Here is a 23,196-nt window from a genome sequence, read left to right on the forward strand (position 1 = left end):
CCATGCCTGAATTACCGGAAGTCGAAGTGAGCCGCATGGGGATTACGCCGCATGTGCTGGATCAGCGCGTTACCCATGTGGTGGTACGCAACCCTAAATTACGCTGGCCGATCCCTGAAGAACTGCATCTGATTGAGGGGCAGGTGATCCGCCGCGTGCACCGTCGAGCGAAGTATTTGTTGCTGGACACCGATATCGGCACGGCCATCATTCATTTGGGCATGTCGGGCAGTTTGCGGGTGTTACCCATAGGGATCCCACCGGAGAAACATGATCACGTGGATCTCTGTTTGGCCAGTGGTGAGTTACTGCGTTACAACGATCCGCGTCGGTTTGGGGCGTGGTTGTGGCAAGACAAAGGCAGTGAACACCGCGTATTCGCCAAGCTGGGACCGGAGCCGCTCAGTGACGATTTCAATGCTGAGTATTTGCAGGAAAAAGCCCACGCGAAACGCACAGCGATCAAATCCTTCATTATGGACAATCACGTGGTGGTGGGGGTGGGAAATATCTATGCCAATGAATCGCTGTTCAGTGCAGGCATCCACCCGAAGCGCGAAGCCGGTAAGGTCTCGGCACACCGTCTAGCGGTGTTGGTGGATGAGATCAAAGCGGTGCTGGCGTTTGCCATTGAGCAAGGTGGCACCACACTGAAAGACTTCAAAAACGCCGATGGTAAGCCGGGCTATTTCGCGCAGGAGCTGCAAGTGTACGGTAAGGCGGGGCAGCCGTGTCCACGCTGCGACAAGCCTTTGAGTGAGGCCAAAATCGGCCAACGCGCCAGTGTGTATTGCAGTGATTGTCAGAAGTAGTGAGTACTTGTCATCAGTCGCACGTGATTACCTAGAGAAAAAGCGTAATACGAGAGAAAAGTGGGGCGGATTCAGCGGCGCTTAACCCATAGCTCAATAATATTGATGCCGTTTTTCCTCGGCAAGCATACCCACCTCTCTGAGGCGGTGCTATGATCTTGTCATTGATAGTAATTTTTTGTGCTAATTAGGCATCATTGAAAGGTTTACGCAGATGATGAAATATCTGGTTACCGGCGCCGCCGGGTTTATTGGCAGCGCGGTGGTTGAGCGTTTGTGTGCGATGGGACACGAAGTCGTCGGGATTGATAACCTCAACGATTACTACGAGGTGTCACTGAAGCAGGCGCGTCTGGCGCGTATCGCCCACCCACAGTTCACGTTCATTGAACTGGACTTGGCAGACCGTGACGGTATCGCGAACCTGTTTGCTGAGCAGCAGTTTACCCGAGTGATCCACTTAGCGGCACAAGCGGGTGTGCGTTATTCGATTGATAACCCCATGGCGTATGCGGACAGTAACTTGGTGGGTCACCTGACAATTTTGGAAGGCTGTCGCCATAACAAGGTCGAGCACCTGGTGTACGCCTCTTCAAGCTCAGTGTACGGCCTGAACCAGAAGATGCCGTTTGATACCGCTGATAGTGTCGATCACCCGATCTCTTTGTATGCGGCGACCAAAAAGTCCAATGAGCTGATGGCACACACCTATTCCCATCTTTACGGTGTGCCGACCACGGGTTTGCGTTTCTTTACCGTGTACGGCCCGTGGGGACGTCCGGACATGGCGTTGTTCAAGTTCACCAACGCCATCATGGAAGGCAAAACTATTGATGTGTACAACAACGGCGATATGCGCCGAGACTTCACTTACATCGACGATATCGTAGAAGGCATTATCCGCATTCAGGCGGTGCTCCCTGAGAAAAACAGCGATTGGACGGTGGAAACTGGCTCGCCAGCGACCAGTTCAGCACCGTACCGTGTGTATAACATTGGTCACGGTAGCCCAGTGAAATTGATGGACTTCATCGAAGCACTGGAAGACGCACTAGGTATGGAAGCGAAGAAAAACTTCATGCCCATGCAGCCGGGTGACGTATATGCGACTTATGCCGATACGAAAGACTTGTTCGCGGCGACTGATTACCAACCCGCGGTGAAAGTAAAAGAAGGCGTACAGGCCTTTGTGGATTGGTACCGTGCGTATTACCAGTGTTAATGCTGGGCAGTAAAACAAGAGAAGTAAAATCAAAGGAGGCGTAATGCCTCCTTTTTGTTTGAGCGCTAAGGTCAAATGCGCCGAAGGATATAGGTGCGAGAGCTTTGTGGTAGAATGGATGCGTTAAATTCATCCCGGAGAAAAAAATGAAACTGACTCTTCCTGACTATGATCAGGCCCGTGTGCTGGTGGTTGGCGATGTGATGTTGGATCGTTATTGGGGCGGCGCAACAGGCCGAATTTCCCCTGAAGCCCCTGTACCTGTGGTCAAAGTGGATCACATTGAAGAGCGTCCAGGTGGGGCGGCAAACGTCGCAATGAACATTGCATCGTTAGGCGGCCATGCGCACCTGATTGGTTTTACCGGGATTGATGAACCGGCAAAAGTGTTAAGCGAAAAGCTGGGCTCACTTGCGGTGCATTGTGATTTTGTGGCTTTGCCCGATTACCCGACGATCACGAAATTACGCGTGATGAGTCGCGGTCAACAGATGATCCGCTTGGACTTTGAAGAAGGGTTTCATCAGGTGCCGAGTGATGTCATTCTGCCGCGCCTTGCATCGGCGTTGCCATCGGCTCGCGTGATGATTCTATCGGATTACGCCAAAGGGGCGTTGGAACATGTACAGCTGATGATTCAACAGGCGCGTCAGCAGGATATCGCCGTGCTGGTCGATCCGAAAGGCACCGATTTTGAACGCTATCGTGGCGCGACGTTATTGACGCCTAACTTGTCAGAGTTCGAAGCCGTTGTGGGTTCCGTTCGCTCTGATGAGGATCTGGTCGCGAAAGGACAAGCGTTGATCCAGCAGTATGATTTAAAGGCGCTGTTGGTCACGCGGAGTGAGCATGGCATGACGTTATTGCAGCGTGATAATGCCGAGCCTTTACACATGCCTACTCAAGCAAAAGAAGTGTATGACGTCACCGGGGCGGGTGATACCGTGATTTCTGTTCTCGCCGCGTCTTTAGCTGCGGGTAAGCCATTGGCGGATGCTTGTAAGTTAGCCAATGCCGCGGCTGGTGTTGTGGTCGGTAAACTGGGTACTTCGACATTGTCTACGATTGAGTTGATGGATGCGATTCACGGAAGCCAGGACAGTGGATTTGGCGTGGTGACAGAGGCGCAATTGATACTGGCTGTACAGGCTGCTCGCGCACGTGGCGAACAAGTGGTCATGACTAACGGCTGCTTTGACATTTTACATGCCGGTCATGTGGCCTATTTGAATGAAGCGGCCAAGTTGGGTAATCGACTGATTGTTGCAGTGAACTCGGACAGTTCCGTACAGGGATTAAAAGGTCCGGGGCGTCCTGTGAATCCAGAAGATCGTCGAATGGCGGTGCTTGCAGGATTAGGGGCGGTGGATTGGGTGGTACCTTTCTCGGAAGAAACACCACTGCGATTAATTAGCGAAGTATTACCGACGATTCTCGTCAAAGGTGGAGACTATAAACCAGAAGACATCGCAGGAGGACAAGAGGTCATTGCTGCGGGAGGAAGGGTTGAGGTCTTACATTTTGTTGATGGTTGCTCGACGACAGAAATCATTCGTGCGATCAGGCAAAACCAAGACTAATAACAGTAAAGAAAAGCCAGTGGTGACACTGGCTTTTTGGTGTTTGATTAGGCGTTAAGCTTGGCGTGCAGGGCATCCGTAATGACAGGATCGACAAACTGGCTCACATCCCCTTTGTGCAAGGCGACTTCTTTGACGATAGTTGAAGAGATAAAGGAGTTCTCCTCAGCCGGCGTCAGGAACACGGTTTCTAATTCTGGCATCAAGCGGCGATTCATATTCGCAAGCTGGAATTCATATTCAAAATCAGAGACCGCACGCAGGCCACGCACCAAGATGTTGGCTTGGTATTCTTTGGCAAAATCGACCAACAGGCCAGAGAAGCCAACAATTTCAACATTGTTTAAATGTTGGGTGATCGCTTTCGCTAATGCAACGCGCTCTTCCAAATCAAACAAGGGTTTCTTGCTGGGATTGAAGGCAATACCGACGACCACATGATCAAACATAGCAGCGGCGCGTTCAATCAAATCAAGGTGTCCATTGGTGATGGGATCAAAAGTGCCAGGATAAATCACACGTGTTGTCATAGGAAAAGGATAGGTAGTGGTTGATGTTTTATATACTAACATAGTAGCTTATTAAAAATGAACCCGATTGAAATTAACAGAATGGCGATGAACAAGAACAAAGTAGTACTGCATATGAATCTAGCCTCCGGATTTGGCGGCGGCGAAGTGCAAACGTTGAACCTCATTAAAAATATATCTGATTTACAGCAGTTTATTTATGTTAAAAAAGGCAGCGTGTTTGAATCTGAGTGCCATCGTCAATGTGAATTGATTGAAACACTATCAACGTATAGCGTTTTAAAGCTGGCGTGTAAACATCGGTCAAATTTAATTATTCATGCACATGATGGTAGGAGTGTGCATTTTGCCAACCTGATGAAGTCTCTTTTTTCATCAAAAGTCGTTATTACTCGAAGAATGGAGAAAAAAGTAAAAAAAACTTATTTCTCTCGATTGCCATATTACCGTGCAGATCAGTTGGTTGGCGTGAGTCATGCAGTGAAAGAATCATTAGCATTTTTAAATAAAGACGTGATGGTTATTCATGATTCATTTTCCAATCAGAAAGAAGACAGTGTGATTAATGATGATTTAAAAAAATTTGACGAAAAGTTTGTTATTTCCCATATTGCCAATTTATTGCCGATTAAAAATCATGATATGACAATAGCAATAGCCAAAAGATGTGAGGAAAAATATCCTAATGTTATTTTCTTGCTGGTTGGCGATGGGAAAGAAAGAGAACATTTAGAAAAATCGGCTAAAAATCTTTCAAATATCATATTTTATGGTTTTACACCTTTTGTTGGGTCAATATTGAAGCACAGTGATTTGATATTATTGCCATCTCATAGTGAAGGGTTAGGTTCGATTATTTTAGAAGGCTATCAATATAATCTTCCTGTTATTGCTGCTAATGTTGGTGGGGTCTCAGATATTGTTGAGGACAACCATACTGGCGTATTAATTTCAGCGGGTGATACAGAACAATACTTAATGGCGATTGAACGATTTGTGAGTGATTCTGATTTTATGAAACAGTGTAAATCGAGAATCACCCAAGTAGTTAATCAGTATTCACCCATTGAAATTGCAGATAAATATATGCGAGTATATTATTTATTATGATAGCTTTTTTCCCATAGACATAAATATTTGTTAAATGCAGAAAAAGAGGATAGTGCAGCAAGGATAAACCCTGTTTTCCCATCGAGGAATCCTCTTTTAATCAAATACATTTTAATAAAGCAACTTATCGCGTGAGTGAAGGGAGCTAATAAGTTAGCTCTTTTCCCTTTTGAGAATCGGTCCTCACTCCATGATTTCGCATAACTGACCGACTTTGATAGGTAATGTGCAATATTATCGTATGGGTAATGAATAAGATCGCCGTCGAGAGAGGCGATGTTGAAGTTCTTCGTAATGACTTTCTCATGTACTAGGGCGTCATTATATGTGGTCGATTGCGTTTTATAGAAACGAGCAACGTTATCTGGATACCAACCACTGTGACGAATTTCAGTATTTAAAAAGACACTTAATCGGTTAACCGTATAGATCGTATCGTTTTGAGGTGTATGCAAAACTGCTTCAATCGATTGGCGTAATTCCGGTGTTACTTGTTCATCCGCATCGAGCCATAACACATGGTCGGCATGAATGTACGCTTGTGCGCGTTGTCTTTGAGGGCCAAACCCCGGCCAATCATCAGTGGTATAAAATTTATCGGTGTACTGGCGAGCAATCGCTTCGGTCTGGTCGGTACTGCCTGAATCCAGAATTACGATTTCATCGACCCAGTCTTTGACGGAGTCCAGACAAGACGCCAGATGTAGTTGTTCATTTTTTACGATTAGTGCCACACACAGTGTTGGCTTGGATGAAATACTCATAGTGTCTCGTCTATTTTCTCTTCTGAAGAGGATGAGAAAGTGATGCTAGAAGATGATCGATCTGTGTACAGACAGCCTGTACCGTGATGTCTTGCATCAGTTCGTCGCCTTTTACTCGTGTGCCCCATGCCAGTTGAGAGACAGGCTTACCGTGCTGTTTTTCGGCATGTACGTGATACACATCCACCACATGCGCCTGACTATTGTAAGGGCCGGTGCGTGCTGGGTTACTGTGGGCGTATAAGCCAATGACCGGCGTGCCTTGGGTGGTGGCAATGTGTGCCGGACCGGAATCAGGGGCCAAGACGATACTGGCTTGCTTACACAGGGCGACTAACTCAATCAGTGAGGTTTGCCCAATCAGATTATGTACCGGTGTATGGCAATGGGAAAGGATACGCTCACCGAGTTGTACTTCGCGTGGTGCGGGTGAACCACACAGTACCACGTTCAGTCCTTGCTGATACGCATAATCAGCCACTTGCGCATAGCGCTCGGGTAACCAGTTACGTTCATCCTTACTGGCCGCAGGGGAGATGACGAGAGTAGGCGCGGTGATTTGCTCCTGCGCGAAGGCTGAGGCGTCAGCAGGGAGGGGGATATCCCAGCGGGGATGTGAAAATGGGATGCCAAGATAGCGCGCAAATTCAGCCAGATTATCTAACACGTGAGCGGCTTGTGTGTCAGGCAGTTTTTTATTCGTAAACAGCCATTGCCCTTCTTTCGCGCGAGCACGGGAAAAACCGACTTTATAGTGGGCGCGAATACCGAACGATAAAAGACTGGCCCGTAGGGCGACCTGCATTAAAAGTAACGCATCAAATCGCTGGCCTTTGAGTGCCTGCCAAACGGCCTGCATGCCTTTCCAGCCCGCTTTTTTATCAAACACCACCACATCCACATTCGGCAGTGCCTGGATCAGTGGCGCTTCGACTTTGCCGACAATCCAGGTGATCTTTGTGTTAGGCCAGTGTTGTTGAATGGCCTGTACCACACTGATGGTATGGCAAACATCGCCAATCGCGGAGAGACGAAGGATGCAAAGGGAGGCCGGAGGTGTGGTAAAGAGAGCCATAAACGTGCCTAATGAAAAAAGATAAGAGGAATTATGCAGTGCCCTCTAGCAATTGTAAAATAGCATCCGATCAGGATTGGAGAGACTGAAGTGCAAGAAATTATTGAAAATAACCGAGCGATTTGGGTCGATCCACAATTGCTGGGTACTGACCGGGCGCGGGATGCGTTTGATGCCGGTTTTTGGCAGGCACAATCTGCCATTATTGGCTCGGCACAAGGACGAGGAACAACGTGGTTTGTGCGTGGCGCGCAGTGTGATATGGCCTTGCGTCATTACCGCCGAGGTGGATTATTTGGCAAGATTGTCAGTGATAGCTATTGGTTTACGGGATGGGAGCAGACCCGTAGTTACCAAGAAATGCATATTTTACAGCGGCTTGTTGATGGTGGCGTGAATGTACCGCGTCCCGTTGCGGCACAGGCTGTGCGTTCAGGCTTGACGTATCAGGCGGATATTTTGGTCGAGAAAATCAATGACAGTGAGGATCTTGTTGGTTTATTACAGCGTCAGCCTATTGAAGCCGAGCGCTGGAACCAGATCGGCCAGATGATCCGTCGCATGCATGATTTGCAGGTCTGCCATACGGATTTGAATGCGCATAATATTCTGTTAGATGCGCAACAGCAGGTCTGGTTGATTGACTTTGATAAATGCTATCAACAACAGGGTGAGAGTTGGAAAGCGAAGAACTTGGCACGTTTAAAGCGCTCTTTCTCAAAGGAAGTCGGTCGGTGCAACATTCATTGGCAGGAAGCGGATTGGCAACTGCTGTGCCAAGGGTATGACACAGCAGCGGTATAGCACTTAATGTGCCAGATAGGGGGTGAGCCAGTGCAACGTTTTTTGGATGGCACCTTGGTTGTGTTTGACCACTGCCGCCCCTTGTTGCCCCATCTGTTGGCGCTGTTCTGGCGCGGCAAATAACGTACAAATCTGTTCGCCAAGTTGTTGGCTATCTTGGCAAATCAACACCGCCCCCGCTTGCGAGAGCTGATTGGTAATATCGGCAAAGTTGTAATAACTCGGGCCTGTGATCGTTGGCTTTGCCACCGCAGCGGGCTCCAATACATTGTGCCCTCCGACGCTATCACCCAACAGGCTACCACCTATGAAACAGACATCAGCGGCGGCGAGCATGATAAACATCTCGCCCATGGTATCGGCAAGGTAGATCTGTGTCGCGGGCGTCACGGTATCTTGATGACTACGTCGGGCACAAATAAGCTGCCGCAGTTGGCAAAGGTGTGCGACCTGATCAAACCGTTCTGGGTGACGAGGGACAATGATCGCCATCACTTCCGGATATTGTTGTTGGATGTGTTTATAAGCGTCCAACACGTGTTCATCTTCCCCTTTATGCGTACTGGCAGCGATAAAAACAGGGCGTTGAGCACCTAATTGCTGACGCAAGGCGTGTGCCATATCGTGCAAAGACGCAGGAAGCGTTAAGTCGTATTTAATGGATCCTGTGACATGCACTTTGTCAGATGCTGCACCCAGCGCAATAAAGCGTTCAGCGTCATCCTGATGTAAACACAGGATCTGATCAATAGGGGCTAACAGCTGTTGACTGAACGAGCGAGCACGTTGATAGCCTTGTGCTGAGCGTGCCGAGAGGCGTGCATTGATCACCACTGTAGGAATGCCATGCTGTTTCACGGTGGTGAGGGTATTGAGCCACAGCTCTCTTTCTACGATGACAAAAAGTTGGGGTTGAATGGCTTTTAGAAAGCCGCGTACACACCAAGCAAAGTCAATGGGCATGTAGCGGTGTTCCACGCCATTGCCTAATTTCATGATTTGCTCTGCCCCGGTACTCGTTGTAGTGGTCACCACAATCGGAATGTTTGGATACTGTTGTTGCAGCGCTTTGATCACAGGGATCACGGCAAGCGATTCTCCCACTGACGCCGCATGGATCCAAATGGGTTTAGTCGCAGACGATAGCGCTGGCGTGTATCCCCAATGTTCTTTCCACCGAGGACCAAACGTCGGCTTGCCGGGTTTTTTACGGTATAAACCAAATAACAAAACCGGTGAAGCCAACGCGAGCAGCAGCGTATAAAGGCAACGCATTAGCATGAGCTTGCCTGATGATGATGTAAGCGTTCGATCGCATCCAAAATACGTTGTGGCGCAAGGTCAACAAGACATTTCTGATGGCCAAGTGGGCATTCACGTTTAAAGCAGGGGCGACATTCAATATCGGTATGCAAAATTTCAACCTGCTTGGCCAAAGGCGGCGTATAACCCGGTGTGGTTGAGCCATACAAGGCAACCACTTTACATCCGACAGCCGCTGACACATGCATCAATCCCGAATCGTTACTGACGACCGTATCGCAGGCTGCCAATAAATCAATTGCTTCAATAAGAGACGTACTGCCGGCGACGTTGTGGCAGTGTGTCTGAGCCTGCTCACTGAGCTGAGCTTTAATCTTGTCGGTGACTTCGCGATCTTTTTGTGAGCCAAACAGCCAGACTTGAAAGCCTTGGTCGATCAGTTGTTGGGCTGCGGTGGCAAAGTGCTCATCAGGCCAGCGCTTAGCAGGGCCAAATTCGGCCCCGGGACACAAGCCAATGGCGATGCGGTCTGATGACAAACCGAATTTTTCCATCGCTTGCTGTTGATTGACTTTATCGACCTGCAAAGCAGGGCGAGGCATATCCGTTAAACACCCAGAGCCGGTCATTTCCGCAGCGGGATGGGCGAGGGCGATATAGCGTTCAATCATCAGATCAAAGGCTTTTTTGTTGTTACGCAGGTCGTTAAGAAGTCCGTAGCGCATTTCGCCTTTCCAACCAATACGGTGTGGAATTCTGCTGAAGAAGGGGAGCAGTGCTGATTTGGCGGAGTTAGGTAGGATATACGCGCGATCATACTGTTGAGCGCGTAACTGCTTGCCAAGCTGGTAGCGAGCGAGCAAGTTAATATCACCGTGGCCTAATGGCATTTCAATGGCTTGGTTGACTTCAACCATACGTTCAAGGACAGGTTTACACCATCCCGGCGCCATTACATCAATCACCGCATCTGGGTGCATTTTTTTTAGTTCTGTGTAAAGGCATTGTGACATGACCATGTCACCCACCCATGATGGACCTATGATGAGAATTTTCATAAAGTGACGTTATAAATGTTGTTAATTCACCATAGTTTACTAATTGGACGATAAGTTTTCTTTGTTATTTTTGATTTTTTTCTTGGTGCTAGGGCAGAGAGTCGGGCCGTGAAGAGGTAGGGATTCGATCATGGGTAAAAGCGCAGTACCTCATGAGAAGACGAGGTACTGCTGAGAGGTGCTATGGCACTTGCGAGTTATGCGGTTCGAAACTCGTCGTATTCACTGGGTACGCCACAGAAAATCACAGCTTCGCGTGGAATGAGGTGGTAGTGAATAGCTTTGCCTTGTTGAATCAGGTGATTGTAGAGTGGCGCAATATACAACTCGCCTTTTTCCCACTGAGACTGTGGCAAGTTGAGGTAATGCTCATAGGCGGTCATAAAGTCGCTGCACTGAGCAAAATGGTACAAACCGGTACAGCATAGGTCTGAAATCGCGCGTTTTTCAGCTGTCTCGACAACCTCGGTAGAATCTGAAGAACGAGGTTTCGCAAAAGACCAGTTATCGCCACTGCCTTGGAAGACTTCTAAGTATCCCGCACCCAGTTGGGTTAAGTCGGGATAGATAAAGTCTGGACGGAAGGTATCAATGTTAAAGACAGTGATAGGCTGATCGTCAAGCGGCAAACTTTGTAATCCCAGGTACACAGTTTCTGCCTGTCCACGGGTCTCTTCTTCGAGGGCCACAATGTGGAAGGACAATATACCGAGTGCGGAGGCTCGCTCTTTGACGAATGCGGGTGTGTCATAGACATTGCGGACGATAAACACAAACGTCTCTGATTGAAAGTAGGCACGGAAACTGTTGACCGCATGATCAAAAAGCGTAGCGCCTTTAGCTTCAAGCATGTATTTAGGCTGTGTATAGCCCGCTTTGAAAAAACGGGAGCTCAGCCCCGCCATAGGAATAATGATCATTGTGTATACCCTACTAAGATTTGATACAGTCGGAACGCATTAGCAAACAGCGCGTCTTGTCGTTGTTTGTCATCATCATGTAGCGGCAGCATCGATAAGAACAGATGAATTTGCATCGCATACAGATTCATTGGAGATAAATGACAGGTTTGGCTTACCGCTTCAACGAATAATTGCTGAATATCGCGCTGCTTTTCCAGCCCAGCGATATCAAACTGAATGGTGTTATCCTGAATATTGACATGATAATAGCCGGCAATGATCCAGTCATACATGCCTAAAACAGAATGACTCAGTTTGGCGATGTCATAACGGCTGTCACCAAAAATCGTCAAAACGTTATCGTGTGTTAAGCCGCGAGGATCGATGGTCTTTATTCGGTTTGTTCTAAAATCATAGAGAATATTGCTGAAACAAAAATCACCATGCATGACGGTGTGAACGTCTTCATTCTGTGGTAACCATTGTTCGGTGGTAGCAAGGATCTCATTGATAGATACAGAAAGATCATTAAACAACCATTTGTCATCCAATGAAAACTGTCGGTCATCACAAAAAATCATGAGCCTTTCTTTGGTTTTAGCACCAAACAAGTTATTCAAGGATGAGGCCGTATCATTGTCCTTGGCGTGATGTTGCTGACAATGTGCAATAAAGTTCAAACAACCACTAAAGATGTTTTTCCATACCATCGGTGGTAATTCAGAAAAAACATAGAGCTCATTAAGGGCTGTATGATGTAAATACTCTAATCGGTATTTGAATTTACCGTCATCATCATGACATCCCATAAATTGAGGGATGAAGTTACGCATGGTTGCAGGTAAATGCTCAAACCAGTTGGCTTCTGCTTTTATTTTAATATTTTTACTGCTGGATTTTTCAATCCACTCAGGCGTAATGACAAGTTCATTAAACGCACGCTGTGTTGTGAATTTTGCTTTGGAGGTGTAATAGGTATTAACGTGACCAAAGTCCAGCCAGTTATCTGATTTTACAGTCTGTAGCCCAATTTCATTTTTATAGAGATTGAGTCCTTCTAGAAAATGCCAGTTTCTTTTTGTTAGGCATTTCATTAATTGACGCGGTTGACTGAACTTGAAGTATCCGGAGACAATCGGTGTATTTTGAGTCAGAGAGATCGAAGAATCAGAGAGCCACTCTTGTGTTGAGTGTTGGTTGATACGCGCCCAGTTGTAGCTATTTTCTACGTCAGAGACAGAGACGATATCATTACCCGTTGGCAGAGGGGTAATGAGCGTGTCACCAAAGAGAACATGCAGGGGTTTATCCAGAGGGCTATCAACCAAGTTGAGTGCAGCAACTAACGCAGCACCCAATGATAGGCCGTCAGGTAAAGGCAGTACCGTAATATCATTGGCCGCTAACCAATCCGCATCCATCTTCGAGAGTGAGTAAGATTCCGGTAGAGAGAGGTACTTTGTAACGCCCGCAGGGATCAATGCATGTTGATGTTGAAACAAACGGCGATTTCCGAGCGGTAACAGGCTAGGAGGGATCGCACCAAATTCAGATTGTAATTCGACACCGACATACGCTGCCGACATGATTAAGAACATTTCTTTTCCTTCGCTATAAGGGCATTAATCTCTTCTAAGGAGAGTGAGGCAAATTCAGAAGGACGAATCGCACGATCATCAATATAGAAGCCTTCATGACCACACCAAGGTTTCCCTACAATGATTTCATCATAAGGAACCTGATGCTTATCAAGCCATTCAACGATGATTGGAAGGGTGTGGATATTGATCTTGCCGACATTGCCTTCGTAGGTACGCATGTTACGTGCAGTACAGATGACAATTTCAAAGCCTTTTTCTCTGTATTCTGCAAGTCGATCAATGACTTCTTGGTAAGGGCGTACCGCTCTGTAATCAGAGGTATTGGCTTCTGTCAGGGTTCCATCTAAGTCAACAATTAATCGTTTCATGTACAGACTATCCATATGATATATTGATGCTTTATATGATAATACACAACAGATTGAGAATTAAGAAATTTGTCACGGTCGAGCGAATAGATGACTGAAATCGCAGTATGGATGAAATAAGAAATAAGAAATAAGAAATAAGTATTATGATATCCATCTGTTTATTATTACAGATTTCTTAAAAATACAGTTTAATAAAGGTTTGTTATGGTTAAATTCAATGCTATTACCGTTGTTGTGCAAGGTCCTGTACATAGTTTTAATGGCCGTGAACAAGATGAAGGAATTACTCATCGCTGTCTCAATTCAGTAAGAAAGTACTTGCCCGGTGCACATATCATTCTTTCGACCTGGAAAAATCAAGACTTAGCCGGGTTGGATTTCGACGAATTGGTAGAGTGTGAAGACCCTGGTCAGAACAGCCGTAATATCAATGTTGATGGTAAAGTTCAAAAGTATAATAACCATAGGCAAATAGTTTCAACATTAGAGGGACTCAAGCGAGTCAAGACACCTTATGCTGTAAAATTGCGTAGTGATAACTATTTAACATCCAATGCATTTGTTGCCATGCAGCAAGCGTATCCTGCTCGATGCGAGGAATATCATTTTTTAAAAGAACGCGTTGTTGTCCCGAATATTTTTACGCGTAAATTTGCAAAAGGTCATCGTGTTGCGTTTCATGTTAGTGATTTCTTTTATTTTGGTTTGACTGAAGATCTGCTGGCATTGTGGAATTTACCCTTTGAGGCGGATTTTATTCCGACTGAGGGCCAGAAATATAACCCGGGCTATCCCGATTATGTGGTTGATTGTACGCAGTGGTTTTTTCTTAAAGCGTTACAAAAGTTTGATGCAACGATTGATTTAAAGAGTCTATTAGATAATCGCGCAGAGAAAATCGAGCAGTCTGAAAAATGTTTAGCGAACAATTTGGTTGTCGCTGAAGCCAGTGAAATTGGATTGGGGCTATGTTCGAAGTTTTTAGGTAAGGCGCGGGTCTCTCGGGCGAAGGGACGTTGTGCGCATTATCAGTATAAAGAATGGCAACAACTATATCGCCAATATTGTGATAATGAGTACAACGTTGATTTCCCTTTACTGGCTCGAGCCCAATTACAATTTGAACGTTGTCGATATGTGTATCCCACGTATCTGGAAACGAAAGTTAAGTTGATGCAGCGAGCGTTAAAAAAATAAGGCAAAAGCCTTATTTTTTTATGGAAGCAAAAAAGGCCAGTTGCTGGCGGGTTGTCGATTGTATCGAAAAATGTTCTTGTAAGCGCTGCTTGGCCGCTTGCCCCATTTGCTGTCGTAGGGAGGCATCGTTGGCTAATAGTGCAATTTTATCCGCCAGTGCCGAGGCGCTATTGGTTTCAACAACATAACCTGAAACGTTATTAGCGACTAACTCTTTGCTGCCCCCTGTTGTTGTCACCACGGAAGGTTTTTCCATCGCCATCGCTTCAATGATGGTTTTTGGCAATCCTTCCCCACTGATAGAGGGCTGCACTTGAATATCGGCCATGGCCATTAACTCGGGGACATCTTTGCGATAGCCTAGGAAATGGATCCGCTCACTCATGCCGCTATCATGCGCTAATTGTTTATTTTCAGGCGTATCCATGTCTCGCCCAACGAGGACGAGATGCAAGTGGAGAAGGTTGGCTAAATGCACCATCGCCGCCAAAAGCACGTGGACGCCTTTACTTTTACGAGCATTAGCGACACAAATCAATACGGTATCGGCGCCAGATAGGCCAAGTACGGAGCGATCAACTGGTTCTGCTTGGTACCAAGCTAAATCATGCCCTTTGTAGATGGTTTGTACGTCTTCATTATCTACCCACACTTTTTCTCGAACGGATTGTGTAACAGCATCCGCAACGCACGAAATACCATCAATACGCGGATGCAAATGCGTTAAGTAAGCCGAAGGGTCATGGCGGTAGATCCCCCCAACGGTACCGCGGTATGAAACGAGGCGAGTTTTAGGGAAACCGACACATGCAAATGCCGCATTAGGAATAGTTTTAGAGTTGAGCGCATACACGACATCGTAATGCTTACGACGCAGTTCTTGGCGAATATGTTTAATGGTTTTCCAACAGACTTTACGTGTTGGGTAGCAGTCAATGATGGTGATGCCGTTTTGTCTAAAACGTTCAATGTATTCAGCGTCACCTTGTGTCATGAGGGTGACATCATGGCCTTGGTTCACCATCTCAATCAACATCTCTGCTTCTGGGCGAACGCTGTTCCATGCGTCGTGGTACGAGCTAAGCACAAGTATTCTCATGATGCTTTTCCTTGTTTAAGCATCAAACTGGATGCCAAAAAAATAACTGTGATGATCGAAAAGAAAATGATCCCGGAATTGTGCCGAAACATAGCTTGCGAGAGTTGATACCCAACCATCAAAATGATGCTGACGGCTCCGCATTGGTTGACGGCGGCAGCCAACGCATCTTTTGCTTGCGCGAGGTTGCGGTGGAATATCGAAAAAGGGACTGCAAACAATAAAATCAAGGCGGTAATACCAGTAATGCCACGTACGGATAAATCTTCTAAATACTGGTTATGCGAGTGGATAGGGTAGCGAGAAATCGCTTTGTCGATTAATCCCATGTCTCCCCAATGCTTACGAAGCTCTAGACGCTCTCCATAACCCGCACCGAGCAAGGGATACTCTTGGAATGTATAGAGCGCACTTTTCCATAATTCAAAGCGGATACCCAATGAGGAGTGTTCATTGCCTTGGTTGTACTGAGCAATTTCTTTAACAGCTGATTGCACGCGCGCATTCACGGTTGGAATCTGGGCGACCACCGCACTGCTGAGTAAGAACACAGGGACAATGGCAGTTAATAATCGTCTATTGAGGTAGTGACGATTGGCCATCAATAAATAGATGAGTGTGAGAGGAAGGAAGATCCATCCCCCGCGACTGGCAGATAATAAGCTGGCCAGTACGCCTAAGCCAGAAGCGATAATAGCCCATGAAAAGGGGATCCACTGTTTACTTTTTAGGTGATAAACCGCAATGGCGAGGCTCATGATAGCGAGCGTCATGGCCATGTTACCTGATTGAATCGGCATATAACCAGAAAGATACCATGTGTCGAGTCCAGTAAAAGCACGGGCAAGATCCAAGCCAAACACATGGTAGATTGCTGTTAATCCCGCTAAAGCTGAGCCCAATAATATACCGTTGAATAACCAGTTAATTTTGGGTGGATAGCGAAGTAGAAGAGCAAAAACGAACAGAGCAAGCACAATGCGGCTTGGTTGATCGATTTTCGATAACTCATCGTGATGTAGCAGCGTTGATAACACATAACTGCCGAAATAGAGGCTGAAAGTCGCGATGATCAGCTTAACTTCTGATGTGATCTTGATTTTTTTCCATTGTGGAATAAAAAACAGTGAAGTGAGCAGAAGTAAACTTGCAGCCAAGTTGTAGCCTTTTCCGTAGGCGAGACACAGCAGGGGAAAACCTGCTGTTAGGATGGAAACAAGCATGATGCGTGATGCGTTAGATTTCAGCATGTTATTTTGGGGTCTCGTAGGGATTAGCTTCGCCATTTGGGCGGGTTTTCAGTAAACGTAAAATCCACATGTATTGCTCGGGGCGCTCCATCACATAGTGCTCAATACATTGGTTCATCTGACGCGCATCCTGCTCTTCGGTGTCCAGCGGGAACGGTGACAGTGGGGCCGAGATTTCGATCTCGTACTGGCCGGTTTCACTGTTGTAGATGGCATACAGCGGCACAATCTTGGCGCGGCTCAGTTTGGCTAAGCGGCCAAGGCCGGAAATCGTGGCTTTGGTGGTGGCAAAGAAGTCCACAAACACGCTGTGTTCCGGCCCCAAATCTTCATCGGGTAGGTAGTAACCCAAGTAGCCTTCACGGATCGATTTGATAAACGGCTTGATACCGCCGCTACGCTCGTAGACACGACCGCCATACTGCACGCGTTGTTTGTGCATCAGCCAGTCAGAGACTTCATTTTTTTGTTTCTTGGCCATAGCGGAAACTGGTAAGCCGCGGGATGCCAGCAAAATGGCTGGAATATCAATCGCCCAAGTGTGCGGTACCAATAATATCGCGCTCTCGCCACGGGCTTTGAGTGCGGTGAGGTGCTCTTCGCCGCGGATCACGGTGTTGTTTTCCAGCCAAGTTTTGTTACGCAGGCTCAATGAGGCAAACCCCATTAAAAAGCTGCTTGCTGTGACGTAGCTGTTCAACAGCATGGCTTCGCGCTCATCTTGCGTCTGATGAGGGAAACACATTTTTAAGTTGATGCGTGCCCGTTGATTCGCTTTGTTATCCAGTTTTACCGCTTGACGGGAAAAAAAGCGTGCGAGTGCCAGGCGTAAGCGGTGTGGCAGCAGGCTGATCAGCGAGGCGATCAGTACCGCACACCAAGTGCCCCAATATTTGGGATGAAGAAAAACCCAGCTAAAGGCTGGGTTATAGGCCTGTTTGTCGTAATGTTCGTTCATAACCCGCCTATTGCTATTGATTCAAAATGGCCATGTACTCGGCGACGCCTTCCGCCACTGATTTGAAGGAATCGGTGTAGCCTGCCGCACGTACCTTGGTTAGGTCCGCTTGGGTAAAGGTTTGGTAGCGGCCTTTTAAATGCTCAGGAAAAGGAATTTCCTCGACGGCACCTTTGCCATGAAATGCGATCACGGCTTTGGCCACTTCACTGAAAGGTTCAGCATTGCCAGTCCCGCAGTTAAAAATGCCTGAGACACCTTGCTGCCAGAACCACAGGTTCATTTTGCAGACGTCACCGACGTAAACAAAATCACGCTTCAGGCGGTCAGATCCTTCGAAGAGTTTCGGGTTATCGCCTTGGCTGATTTGGGTGTTCAGGTGGAAGGCGACAGAGGCCATGCTGCCTTTGTGCTGCTCGCGCGGGCCGTACACATTGAAGTAGCGAAAGCCCGTGATTTGCGACAAGGTTTCCCCGCGACGTTCGGCTTCTTCCCATAGACGACGGACGTAGTTATCAAATTGCTGTTTGGAATAGCCGTAAACGTTCAGTGCACCTTCATAAGGCTGTGCTTCAATGAAGTCATGGTCACGGCCACCATATGTGGCAGCGGATGAGGCATACAAAAAGGGGATGCGAAGAGCCAGACAGTAGTGCAGCAGGGTTTTGGAATATTCATAGTTATTGTGCATCATGTACTTGCCATCCCACTCGGTCGTTGCTGAGCAGGCGCCTTCATGAAATACCGCGTCAATATGATCGAAGTGCTCACCAGCATTGATACGGGCGATGAAATCATCTTTGTCCATGTAATCCGCAATGTCCAGGTCAACCAAGTTGGCAAACTTGGTGCCATCTTTGAGGTTGTCTACCACTAAAATGTCGCGGTGACCTTGTGCATTGAGGGCTTTGACGATATTGCTGCCGATCATACCGGCGCCGCCAGTTACTATTATCATGGCTATTCCCGTGTTCAATATGGGTGGTGCGGCATAGATATGCCACGGTGAAGAATTATCGTTATGATAGTATGAATAGATTGCTCATGTCATGGGCTGAGAAGTGAGAAGCAAATGAAAACCCGCGATAGAATTATTTTAGCTGCACTGGTGCTGTTCAATGAAAGCGGTGAGCCGAATATTACGACGAACCATATCGCTGCCCATCTCGGGATCAGTCCCGGTAACCTGTATTATCACTTCCGCAATAAGGAAGAGATTATACACAGTATTTTCGATCAATACGCGCAGGATCTTAGTATTCACTTTCAGCCTCTCGAGCAAACGCCGATCACGGCGGATAACCTGTTGGTCTATTTAGACTCAGTGTTTATGCTGATGTGGCGCTACCGTTTCTTCTACGCCAACCTGCCAGATATATTGCGCCGTGACCCCGCCTTACAGCAAAAATACTTAGCCGCACAAGAAACGTTGCACGGCAATATCGTGGCGATCATGAACAGTTTTCGTCACAGTGGCTTGTTGGATTTAGACGATAACGAGTTGCTGAATTTGGCTAATAACCTAAAGCTGGTTGCATCGAGCTGGATCTTCTATCAAACCACCCAAGCGCCGGGGGCGACCATCACTAAAGCGGTGATTTATCAGGGGGTTTTGCAGATGTTGGGGATTGTGCGTCCGCTGACGACAGTGGCCGGTAAAACGCAAGTCTTACAGCTCGAAGCACACTATTGTTCTCAAGTCGCACAAGCGCGGGCGGCGTCGGACCCATCTGAATAACGCTGTCGTTATTTGGTCGTCTTTCAGGGGGATCAGTGGGGTGCCGTGTGCACTGGCGAGGGAAGTGTCCGGGATGGGTACAGGGCGGAGAGTTTCACTAACGTGATGTCAGCGTGCGGCAGTTGAGGTAACCACTGCTGCAGCGTTTCTAGCGTGATTGGGTAAGGATGACCGATGGCAATGGCAACCCCGTGGCGTTTGGCTTGCTGCATTGCGCGGCGTAATTGCTGGCGAATGAAGGTGGCATTGCGCTCGTGGTCAAGAAAAATATGCCGGTATAATACCGCAACCTGATGCTGCGCGGCTTGTTCGTGCGCGATAGATCGCGGGGTCGTTCGGCTGTCTAAAAAATGCAGCCCTTGCTGAGCAAGCACTTCCATGACCCAGCCGGTGGCTTGAGTGTCTTGTGTCAATGCGCTGCCCATGTGGTTATTCATCGCAATTGCATCAGGGAGCTGCTGTAAGGCGCGGTGCAATGTTGCCTGCAGCGTAGCCTTGTTCATCTGGCGCATCAGGGTGCTGGGCTCTAGGGGGGCGGGGCGGCTGGGCTCCATCGGCATGTGCAGCAGAATATCTCGTTGCTGTTGTTTGGCAGCGTGATGGATCTGCGCGGCATACGGGGTATCCGGTAAAATCGCCACACTGATCGCCGAAGGAAGTTGAGCCAGTGCCGTGGGCATGGCTTGATAACCCAGATCGTCGATCACGATGGCGAGTTTCGCAGCATGTACCTCAACACAGAGGAGCACCAGCAGGAAAAAAGGGAGCTGGCGGGCTATCCATCGCGTTTTTGTCATCCGTGTCTGGTCATCCGTATCAGATCGTGGGGGAAATAGGGGGGCGTCGGTTCCGTGAGGACTTAGCGCGTCAACCAGGATCGTGGGTTCGACGGACTGCCTTTACGGCGGATCTCAAAGTAGAGCGAGGCTTGTGCTTGACCGCCACTGTCACCCACCAAGGCGATCGCGTCATTGGCCTGCACATTGTCGCCGACTTTCTTCAGCAGGGTCTGGTTGTAACCGTAAAAACTCATGTCACCCTTGCCGTGATCAATCACCAGCATCAGGCCGTAGCCACGTAGCCAGTCGGCAAATACCACTTTTCCCGGATAAATCGCTTTGACCTGGCTGCCAACCGGGCTTTTTACGACCATGCCTTTCCAGCGCAGCTCCCCTTGTTGCGGGCTGCCGTAGCGGTGCAACACGTCGCCTTTCACCGGCCAGGGTAACTTGCCTTTGTGCTTGACTAAGCCATCCATCGGGACCTGACGGCGTGCAGCTTCTGCAGCGGCCTTCGCGGCGGCTTTCGCGCGAGCGATCTCTTTGATCAGGCGTGATTCATTATTTTTCAGCTCAGTCAGATATTGGCTGTCATTTTGCAGTTGGCCTTTGATACTGGAGACCGTTTTTTGTCGTTGACGACGCTTGCTCTCGAGTTGTTTTTTCTGCTGTTGTAGCTGTGTTACCAGCGTTTGCTGTTGTGTGCGTTGTACGCTCAGCTGATGCTGTTTGAGCTGTAATTCGGTGGTTGTGGCCGCAAGCTCTTCGAGGGCTTGACTGCGGGCTTGGCTGAGGCGCTCAGCATAATGGGTGTAGCGGTCCAAATCGCTACGGTTGTGATCGCCGAGCAGTAACGTCAGTTGGCTCTGTTGGCCTTGGCGGTATTGGGTATTGAGCAACGCCTTGAGCATTTCCTGTTGACCGAGTTGCACCTGGCGCAATTGGGCTTGTTGTTGTTCAAGGGTGCGAATGGAATCGGTCAGTGAGGCCGTGCGCTTTTCGGCTTGATGGATCGCTTTGGCGGTATCAGCAATGCCGGTTTCTTGTTGGCGCAATGCTTGTTGTAAGCTGTCGATTTTCTTTTTGTTGGCCGACACTTGTTGCTGTTGACGCGTAATTTCCTGTTTGACTCCATCGAGCTGCCCTTGGTTGGCATGCGCAAGGGAAGGGAGTGTCAGGCTGGCAAACGACAGGCATAACAAAGCGCCAGTGCATAAAGCACTGGCGCGGATCATTTGGTGTAGGTGTGTGATCATATCCCGCATGGGGAGATTATTTCAGATCAAACAGCACCTGACCAGTCATCTCTGTCGGGATTTCGATATCTGTCAGCGCCAACATGGTCGGTGCAAGGTCAGACAGCTTACCGTTGTCTTTCAACGTCAATGCTTTGTTACCGACGTAGATCAACGGCACAGGCAGGCTGGTGTGCGCGGTGTGCACGCCGCCGGTTTCTGGGTTGATCATCATTTCTGCGTTACCGTGGTCAGCCGTGATCAATAGCTGGCCGTCCATTTCTTTAATGGCCGCAACCACTTGACCAATGCAGCTGTCTAGTGCTTCACAGGCTTGTACGGCAGCATCGTAAACGCCCGTGTGGCCAACCATGTCGCCGTTCGGGTAATTACAGATGATGGTGTCAAATTCACCGCTCTTGATGGCCGCAACCAACTTTTCAGTTAGCTCCGGCGCGCTCATCTCAGGCTGAAGATCGTAGGTCGCCACTTTTGGTGAAGCGACTAGCTGACGGGATTCACCGTCAAACTCGTCTTCTACGCCGCCGTTGAAGAAGAACGTCACGTGTGCGTATTTCTCTGTTTCAGAGATGCGCAGCTGTTTTTTGCCTTTCTTCGATAGCCACTCGCCTAAAGTGTTATCTAGGCTTGCAGGGGCATAAGCCGTCGTTAGGTTGATGTCTGCCGCGTATTGGGTCAGCATCACAAAATCAGCCAGTTGTGGGAATTGCGCGCGCTCAAAACCGGCGAAATCGGCTTCAAATGTACGGGTCATTTGACGGGCACGGTCAGCACGGTAGTTCATGAAGATCACGGCATCGCCATCTTCCATTGCCGCGACATCTTGGCCTTCTGCGCGAATTTCCGTGGCTTTCACGAACTCATCGTTTTCATCACGGGCGTAAGCGGCCGTCAAACCTTCAACTGCGGTTGCTGCGGTGAATTCTGCTTTCGCTGCGGTCAGCAGGTCGTAAGCGACTTCAACGCGATCCCAGTTGTTGTCACGGTCCATGGCGTAGTAACGGCCAACCAATGACGCGACACGGCCCTTGCCAAGTTTGGCAAACAGCGCTTCAAAGCGTGCTAATGACGCTTCTGCGCTGCGTGGTGGCGTATCACGGCCATCCAGGAAGCAATGCAGGTAAATTTTCTCTGCACCGCGTTGTGCGGCCATTTCAACGGCGGCTGCGATGTGATCTTCGTGGCTGTGGACACCGCCCGGTGACATTAGGCCAAGAATGTGAACCGCTTTGCCCGCGTTCACGGCGTTATCGATGGCACCCACTAGCGCCGCGTTCTCAAAGAAGTCACCGTCGCTGATGGATTTGGTGATGCGTGTCAGATCTTGATAGACCACACGGCCTGCGCCGATGTTGGTGTGACCCACTTCAGAGTTACCCATTTGGCCGTCTGGCAAGCCAACGTCCATGCCTGATGCTGAAATCAACGTGTTTGCTTCATGGGCAATCAACCCGTCCATCACTGGCGTGTTGGCATTGGCAATTGCGTTATCGGCGTTGTCTTCGCGGTAACCCCAGCCATCAAGGATAACCAAAGCCAGTGGCTTTTTAGCAGACATATACTGTCCCTCATAAAGTTAGAAATCTGAGTATAATTTGGATCCATTACCTTAGCTGTACGAACGTAGCGATGAGCTAAGGTAATGGCGTCGTACGTCCGTAATTTTACTACACTTTAGGCGGCAAATTGTAGGATCAGATCAAACAATGCTGTGAATGGATTGTTATCTACCTACAGAAATATATGCATTTCTTCGCCCGAGTGTAAGCCCTGAAGCACAGTTTTTTTGACTTTTTATGAGTGGCGAATTATTCGCAATCCCGCTCA

General features: G+C 48.2%; 22 protein-coding genes. 7 read left to right on the forward strand and 15 right to left on the reverse strand.

Features of this window, described 5'->3' with window-relative positions; genetic code table 11:
- The first annotated feature begins 2 nt into the window (after positions 1-2).
- The 3 genes from mutM to hldE all read left to right on the forward strand — a co-directional run bounded on the left by mutM (position 3) and on the right by hldE (position 3,614).
- Complete coding sequence (mutM, locus tag L4C36_RS01020) at positions 3-812, forward strand: bifunctional DNA-formamidopyrimidine glycosylase/DNA-(apurinic or apyrimidinic site) lyase (protein WP_428475924.1); 810 nt, start codon at positions 3-5, stop codon at positions 810-812.
- Between the two features lie 217 nt (positions 813-1,029).
- The gene (locus L4C36_RS01025) at positions 1,030-2,034 is read left to right on the forward strand and encodes an NAD-dependent epimerase (RefSeq protein ID WP_428476035.1); all 1,005 of its coding nucleotides are present in this window, start codon (positions 1,030-1,032) and stop codon (positions 2,032-2,034) included.
- 146 nt (positions 2,035-2,180) lie between these two features.
- Positions 2,181-3,614, forward strand: coding sequence for a bifunctional D-glycero-beta-D-manno-heptose-7-phosphate kinase/D-glycero-beta-D-manno-heptose 1-phosphate adenylyltransferase HldE (gene hldE / locus L4C36_RS01030; protein WP_428475925.1), 1,434 nt, complete (start codon positions 2,181-2,183; stop codon positions 3,612-3,614).
- A 47-nt stretch (positions 3,615-3,661) separates the two neighbouring features.
- Here the strand turns inward: hldE and coaD are convergent, their stop codons facing one another.
- Positions 3,662-4,144 carry a pantetheine-phosphate adenylyltransferase gene (gene coaD / locus L4C36_RS01035; RefSeq protein WP_428476036.1) on the reverse strand — a complete coding sequence of 161 codons (483 nt, stop codon included), beginning with the start codon at positions 4,142-4,144 and terminating at the stop codon, positions 3,662-3,664.
- Positions 4,145-4,231: 87 nt separating this feature from the next.
- Between coaD and L4C36_RS01040 the strand changes: the two genes are divergently transcribed.
- A complete protein-coding gene (locus L4C36_RS01040) occupies positions 4,232-5,254 on the forward strand; it encodes a glycosyltransferase family 4 protein (RefSeq protein ID WP_428475926.1) in 1,023 nt (340 codons plus the stop codon).
- Here the strand turns inward: L4C36_RS01040 and L4C36_RS01045 are convergent.
- Positions 5,242-6,018 carry a glycosyltransferase family 2 protein gene (locus tag L4C36_RS01045; RefSeq protein ID WP_428475927.1) on the reverse strand — a complete coding sequence of 259 codons (777 nt, stop codon included), beginning with the start codon at positions 6,016-6,018 and terminating at the stop codon, positions 5,242-5,244. The two genes, L4C36_RS01040 and L4C36_RS01045, sit on opposite strands and share 13 nt — an antisense overlap.
- Before the next feature lie 10 nt (positions 6,019-6,028).
- Entirely contained in the window at positions 6,029-7,093 is a 1,065-nt protein-coding gene (locus L4C36_RS01050; RefSeq protein ID WP_428475928.1) for a glycosyltransferase family 9 protein, read from the reverse strand.
- A gap of 90 nt (positions 7,094-7,183) precedes the next feature.
- Between L4C36_RS01050 and L4C36_RS01055 the strand changes: the two genes are divergently transcribed.
- Entirely contained in the window at positions 7,184-7,897 is a 714-nt protein-coding gene (locus L4C36_RS01055) for a 3-deoxy-D-manno-octulosonic acid kinase (protein ID WP_428475929.1), read from the forward strand.
- A 3-nt stretch (positions 7,898-7,900) separates the two neighbouring features.
- Here L4C36_RS01055 and waaA read toward each other — a convergent pair whose 3' ends face one another.
- The 5 genes from waaA to L4C36_RS01080 all read right to left on the reverse strand — a co-directional run bounded on the left by waaA (position 7,901) and on the right by L4C36_RS01080 (position 13,089).
- A complete protein-coding gene (gene waaA / locus L4C36_RS01060; RefSeq protein WP_428475930.1) occupies positions 7,901-9,178 on the reverse strand; it encodes a lipid IV(A) 3-deoxy-D-manno-octulosonic acid transferase in 1,278 nt (425 codons plus the stop codon).
- Positions 9,172-10,218, reverse strand: coding sequence for a lipopolysaccharide heptosyltransferase II (waaF, locus tag L4C36_RS01065; protein WP_428475931.1), 1,047 nt, complete (start codon positions 10,216-10,218; stop codon positions 9,172-9,174). Before waaF ends, waaA begins: the two co-directional genes overlap by 7 nt.
- 197 nt (positions 10,219-10,415) lie before the next feature.
- Positions 10,416-11,138 (reverse strand): glycosyltransferase family 2 protein, encoded by a 723-nt coding sequence (locus L4C36_RS01070; protein ID WP_428475932.1) that lies wholly within the window; start codon positions 11,136-11,138, stop codon positions 10,416-10,418.
- Positions 11,135-12,718 (reverse strand): capsular biosynthesis protein, encoded by a 1,584-nt coding sequence (locus L4C36_RS01075; RefSeq protein ID WP_428475933.1) that lies wholly within the window; start codon positions 12,716-12,718, stop codon positions 11,135-11,137. The genes L4C36_RS01070 and L4C36_RS01075 overlap by 4 nt, the downstream gene beginning before the upstream one ends.
- Positions 12,709-13,089, reverse strand: coding sequence for an HAD-IIIC family phosphatase (locus L4C36_RS01080; protein ID WP_428475934.1), 381 nt, complete (start codon positions 13,087-13,089; stop codon positions 12,709-12,711). The genes L4C36_RS01075 and L4C36_RS01080 overlap by 10 nt, the downstream gene beginning before the upstream one ends.
- 207 nt (positions 13,090-13,296) lie before the next feature.
- Between L4C36_RS01080 and L4C36_RS01085 the strand changes: the two genes are divergently transcribed.
- Positions 13,297-14,289 (forward strand): WavE lipopolysaccharide synthesis family protein, encoded by a 993-nt coding sequence (locus L4C36_RS01085; RefSeq protein ID WP_428475935.1) that lies wholly within the window; start codon positions 13,297-13,299, stop codon positions 14,287-14,289.
- Between the two features lie 10 nt (positions 14,290-14,299).
- Here the strand turns inward: L4C36_RS01085 and L4C36_RS01090 are convergent, their stop codons facing one another.
- Genes L4C36_RS01090 through rfaD form a run of 4 tightly spaced genes read right to left on the reverse strand, consistent with a single transcriptional unit; the run spans position 14,300 to position 18,554 of the window.
- A complete protein-coding gene (locus tag L4C36_RS01090; protein WP_428475936.1) occupies positions 14,300-15,388 on the reverse strand; it encodes a glycosyltransferase family 4 protein in 1,089 nt (362 codons plus the stop codon).
- Complete coding sequence (locus L4C36_RS01095; RefSeq protein WP_428475937.1) at positions 15,385-16,674, reverse strand: O-antigen ligase family protein; 1,290 nt, start codon at positions 16,672-16,674, stop codon at positions 15,385-15,387. The genes L4C36_RS01090 and L4C36_RS01095 overlap by 4 nt, the downstream gene beginning before the upstream one ends.
- Positions 16,640-17,596, reverse strand: a complete 957-nt coding sequence (lpxM, locus tag L4C36_RS01100) for a lauroyl-Kdo(2)-lipid IV(A) myristoyltransferase (protein WP_428475938.1) — start codon at positions 17,594-17,596, stop codon at positions 16,640-16,642. Before lpxM ends, L4C36_RS01095 begins: the two co-directional genes overlap by 35 nt.
- 13 nt (positions 17,597-17,609) lie before the next feature.
- Positions 17,610-18,554 carry an ADP-glyceromanno-heptose 6-epimerase gene (gene rfaD / locus L4C36_RS01105; protein WP_428475939.1) on the reverse strand — a complete coding sequence of 315 codons (945 nt, stop codon included), beginning with the start codon at positions 18,552-18,554 and terminating at the stop codon, positions 17,610-17,612.
- 114 nt (positions 18,555-18,668) lie between these two features.
- Here rfaD and L4C36_RS01110 point away from each other — a divergent pair, with 114 nt between their 5' ends.
- Positions 18,669-19,334, forward strand: a complete 666-nt coding sequence (locus L4C36_RS01110; RefSeq protein WP_428475940.1) for a TetR/AcrR family transcriptional regulator — start codon at positions 18,669-18,671, stop codon at positions 19,332-19,334.
- Positions 19,335-19,366: 32 nt separating this feature from the next.
- Here L4C36_RS01110 and L4C36_RS01115 read toward each other — a convergent pair whose 3' ends face one another.
- The 3 genes from L4C36_RS01115 to gpmM form a co-directional block, all read right to left on the reverse strand.
- On the reverse strand, positions 19,367-20,131 hold the full coding sequence (locus L4C36_RS01115) for a divergent polysaccharide deacetylase family protein (protein WP_428475941.1): 765 nt from the start codon (positions 20,129-20,131) through the stop codon (positions 19,367-19,369).
- A gap of 62 nt (positions 20,132-20,193) precedes the next feature.
- Positions 20,194-21,369, reverse strand: coding sequence for a peptidoglycan DD-metalloendopeptidase family protein (locus L4C36_RS01120; RefSeq protein WP_428476037.1), 1,176 nt, complete (start codon positions 21,367-21,369; stop codon positions 20,194-20,196).
- A 16-nt stretch (positions 21,370-21,385) separates the two neighbouring features.
- Positions 21,386-22,927: a 2,3-bisphosphoglycerate-independent phosphoglycerate mutase gene (gpmM, locus tag L4C36_RS01125; protein ID WP_428475942.1), complete on the reverse strand. Its 1,542-nt coding sequence runs from the start codon at positions 22,925-22,927 to the stop codon at positions 21,386-21,388.
- Positions 22,928-23,196 lie beyond the last annotated feature (269 nt).

The organism is Photobacterium japonica (assembly GCF_050337005.1).
GTDB classification, from domain to species: Bacteria; Pseudomonadota; Gammaproteobacteria; order Enterobacterales; family Vibrionaceae; genus Photobacterium; species Photobacterium japonica.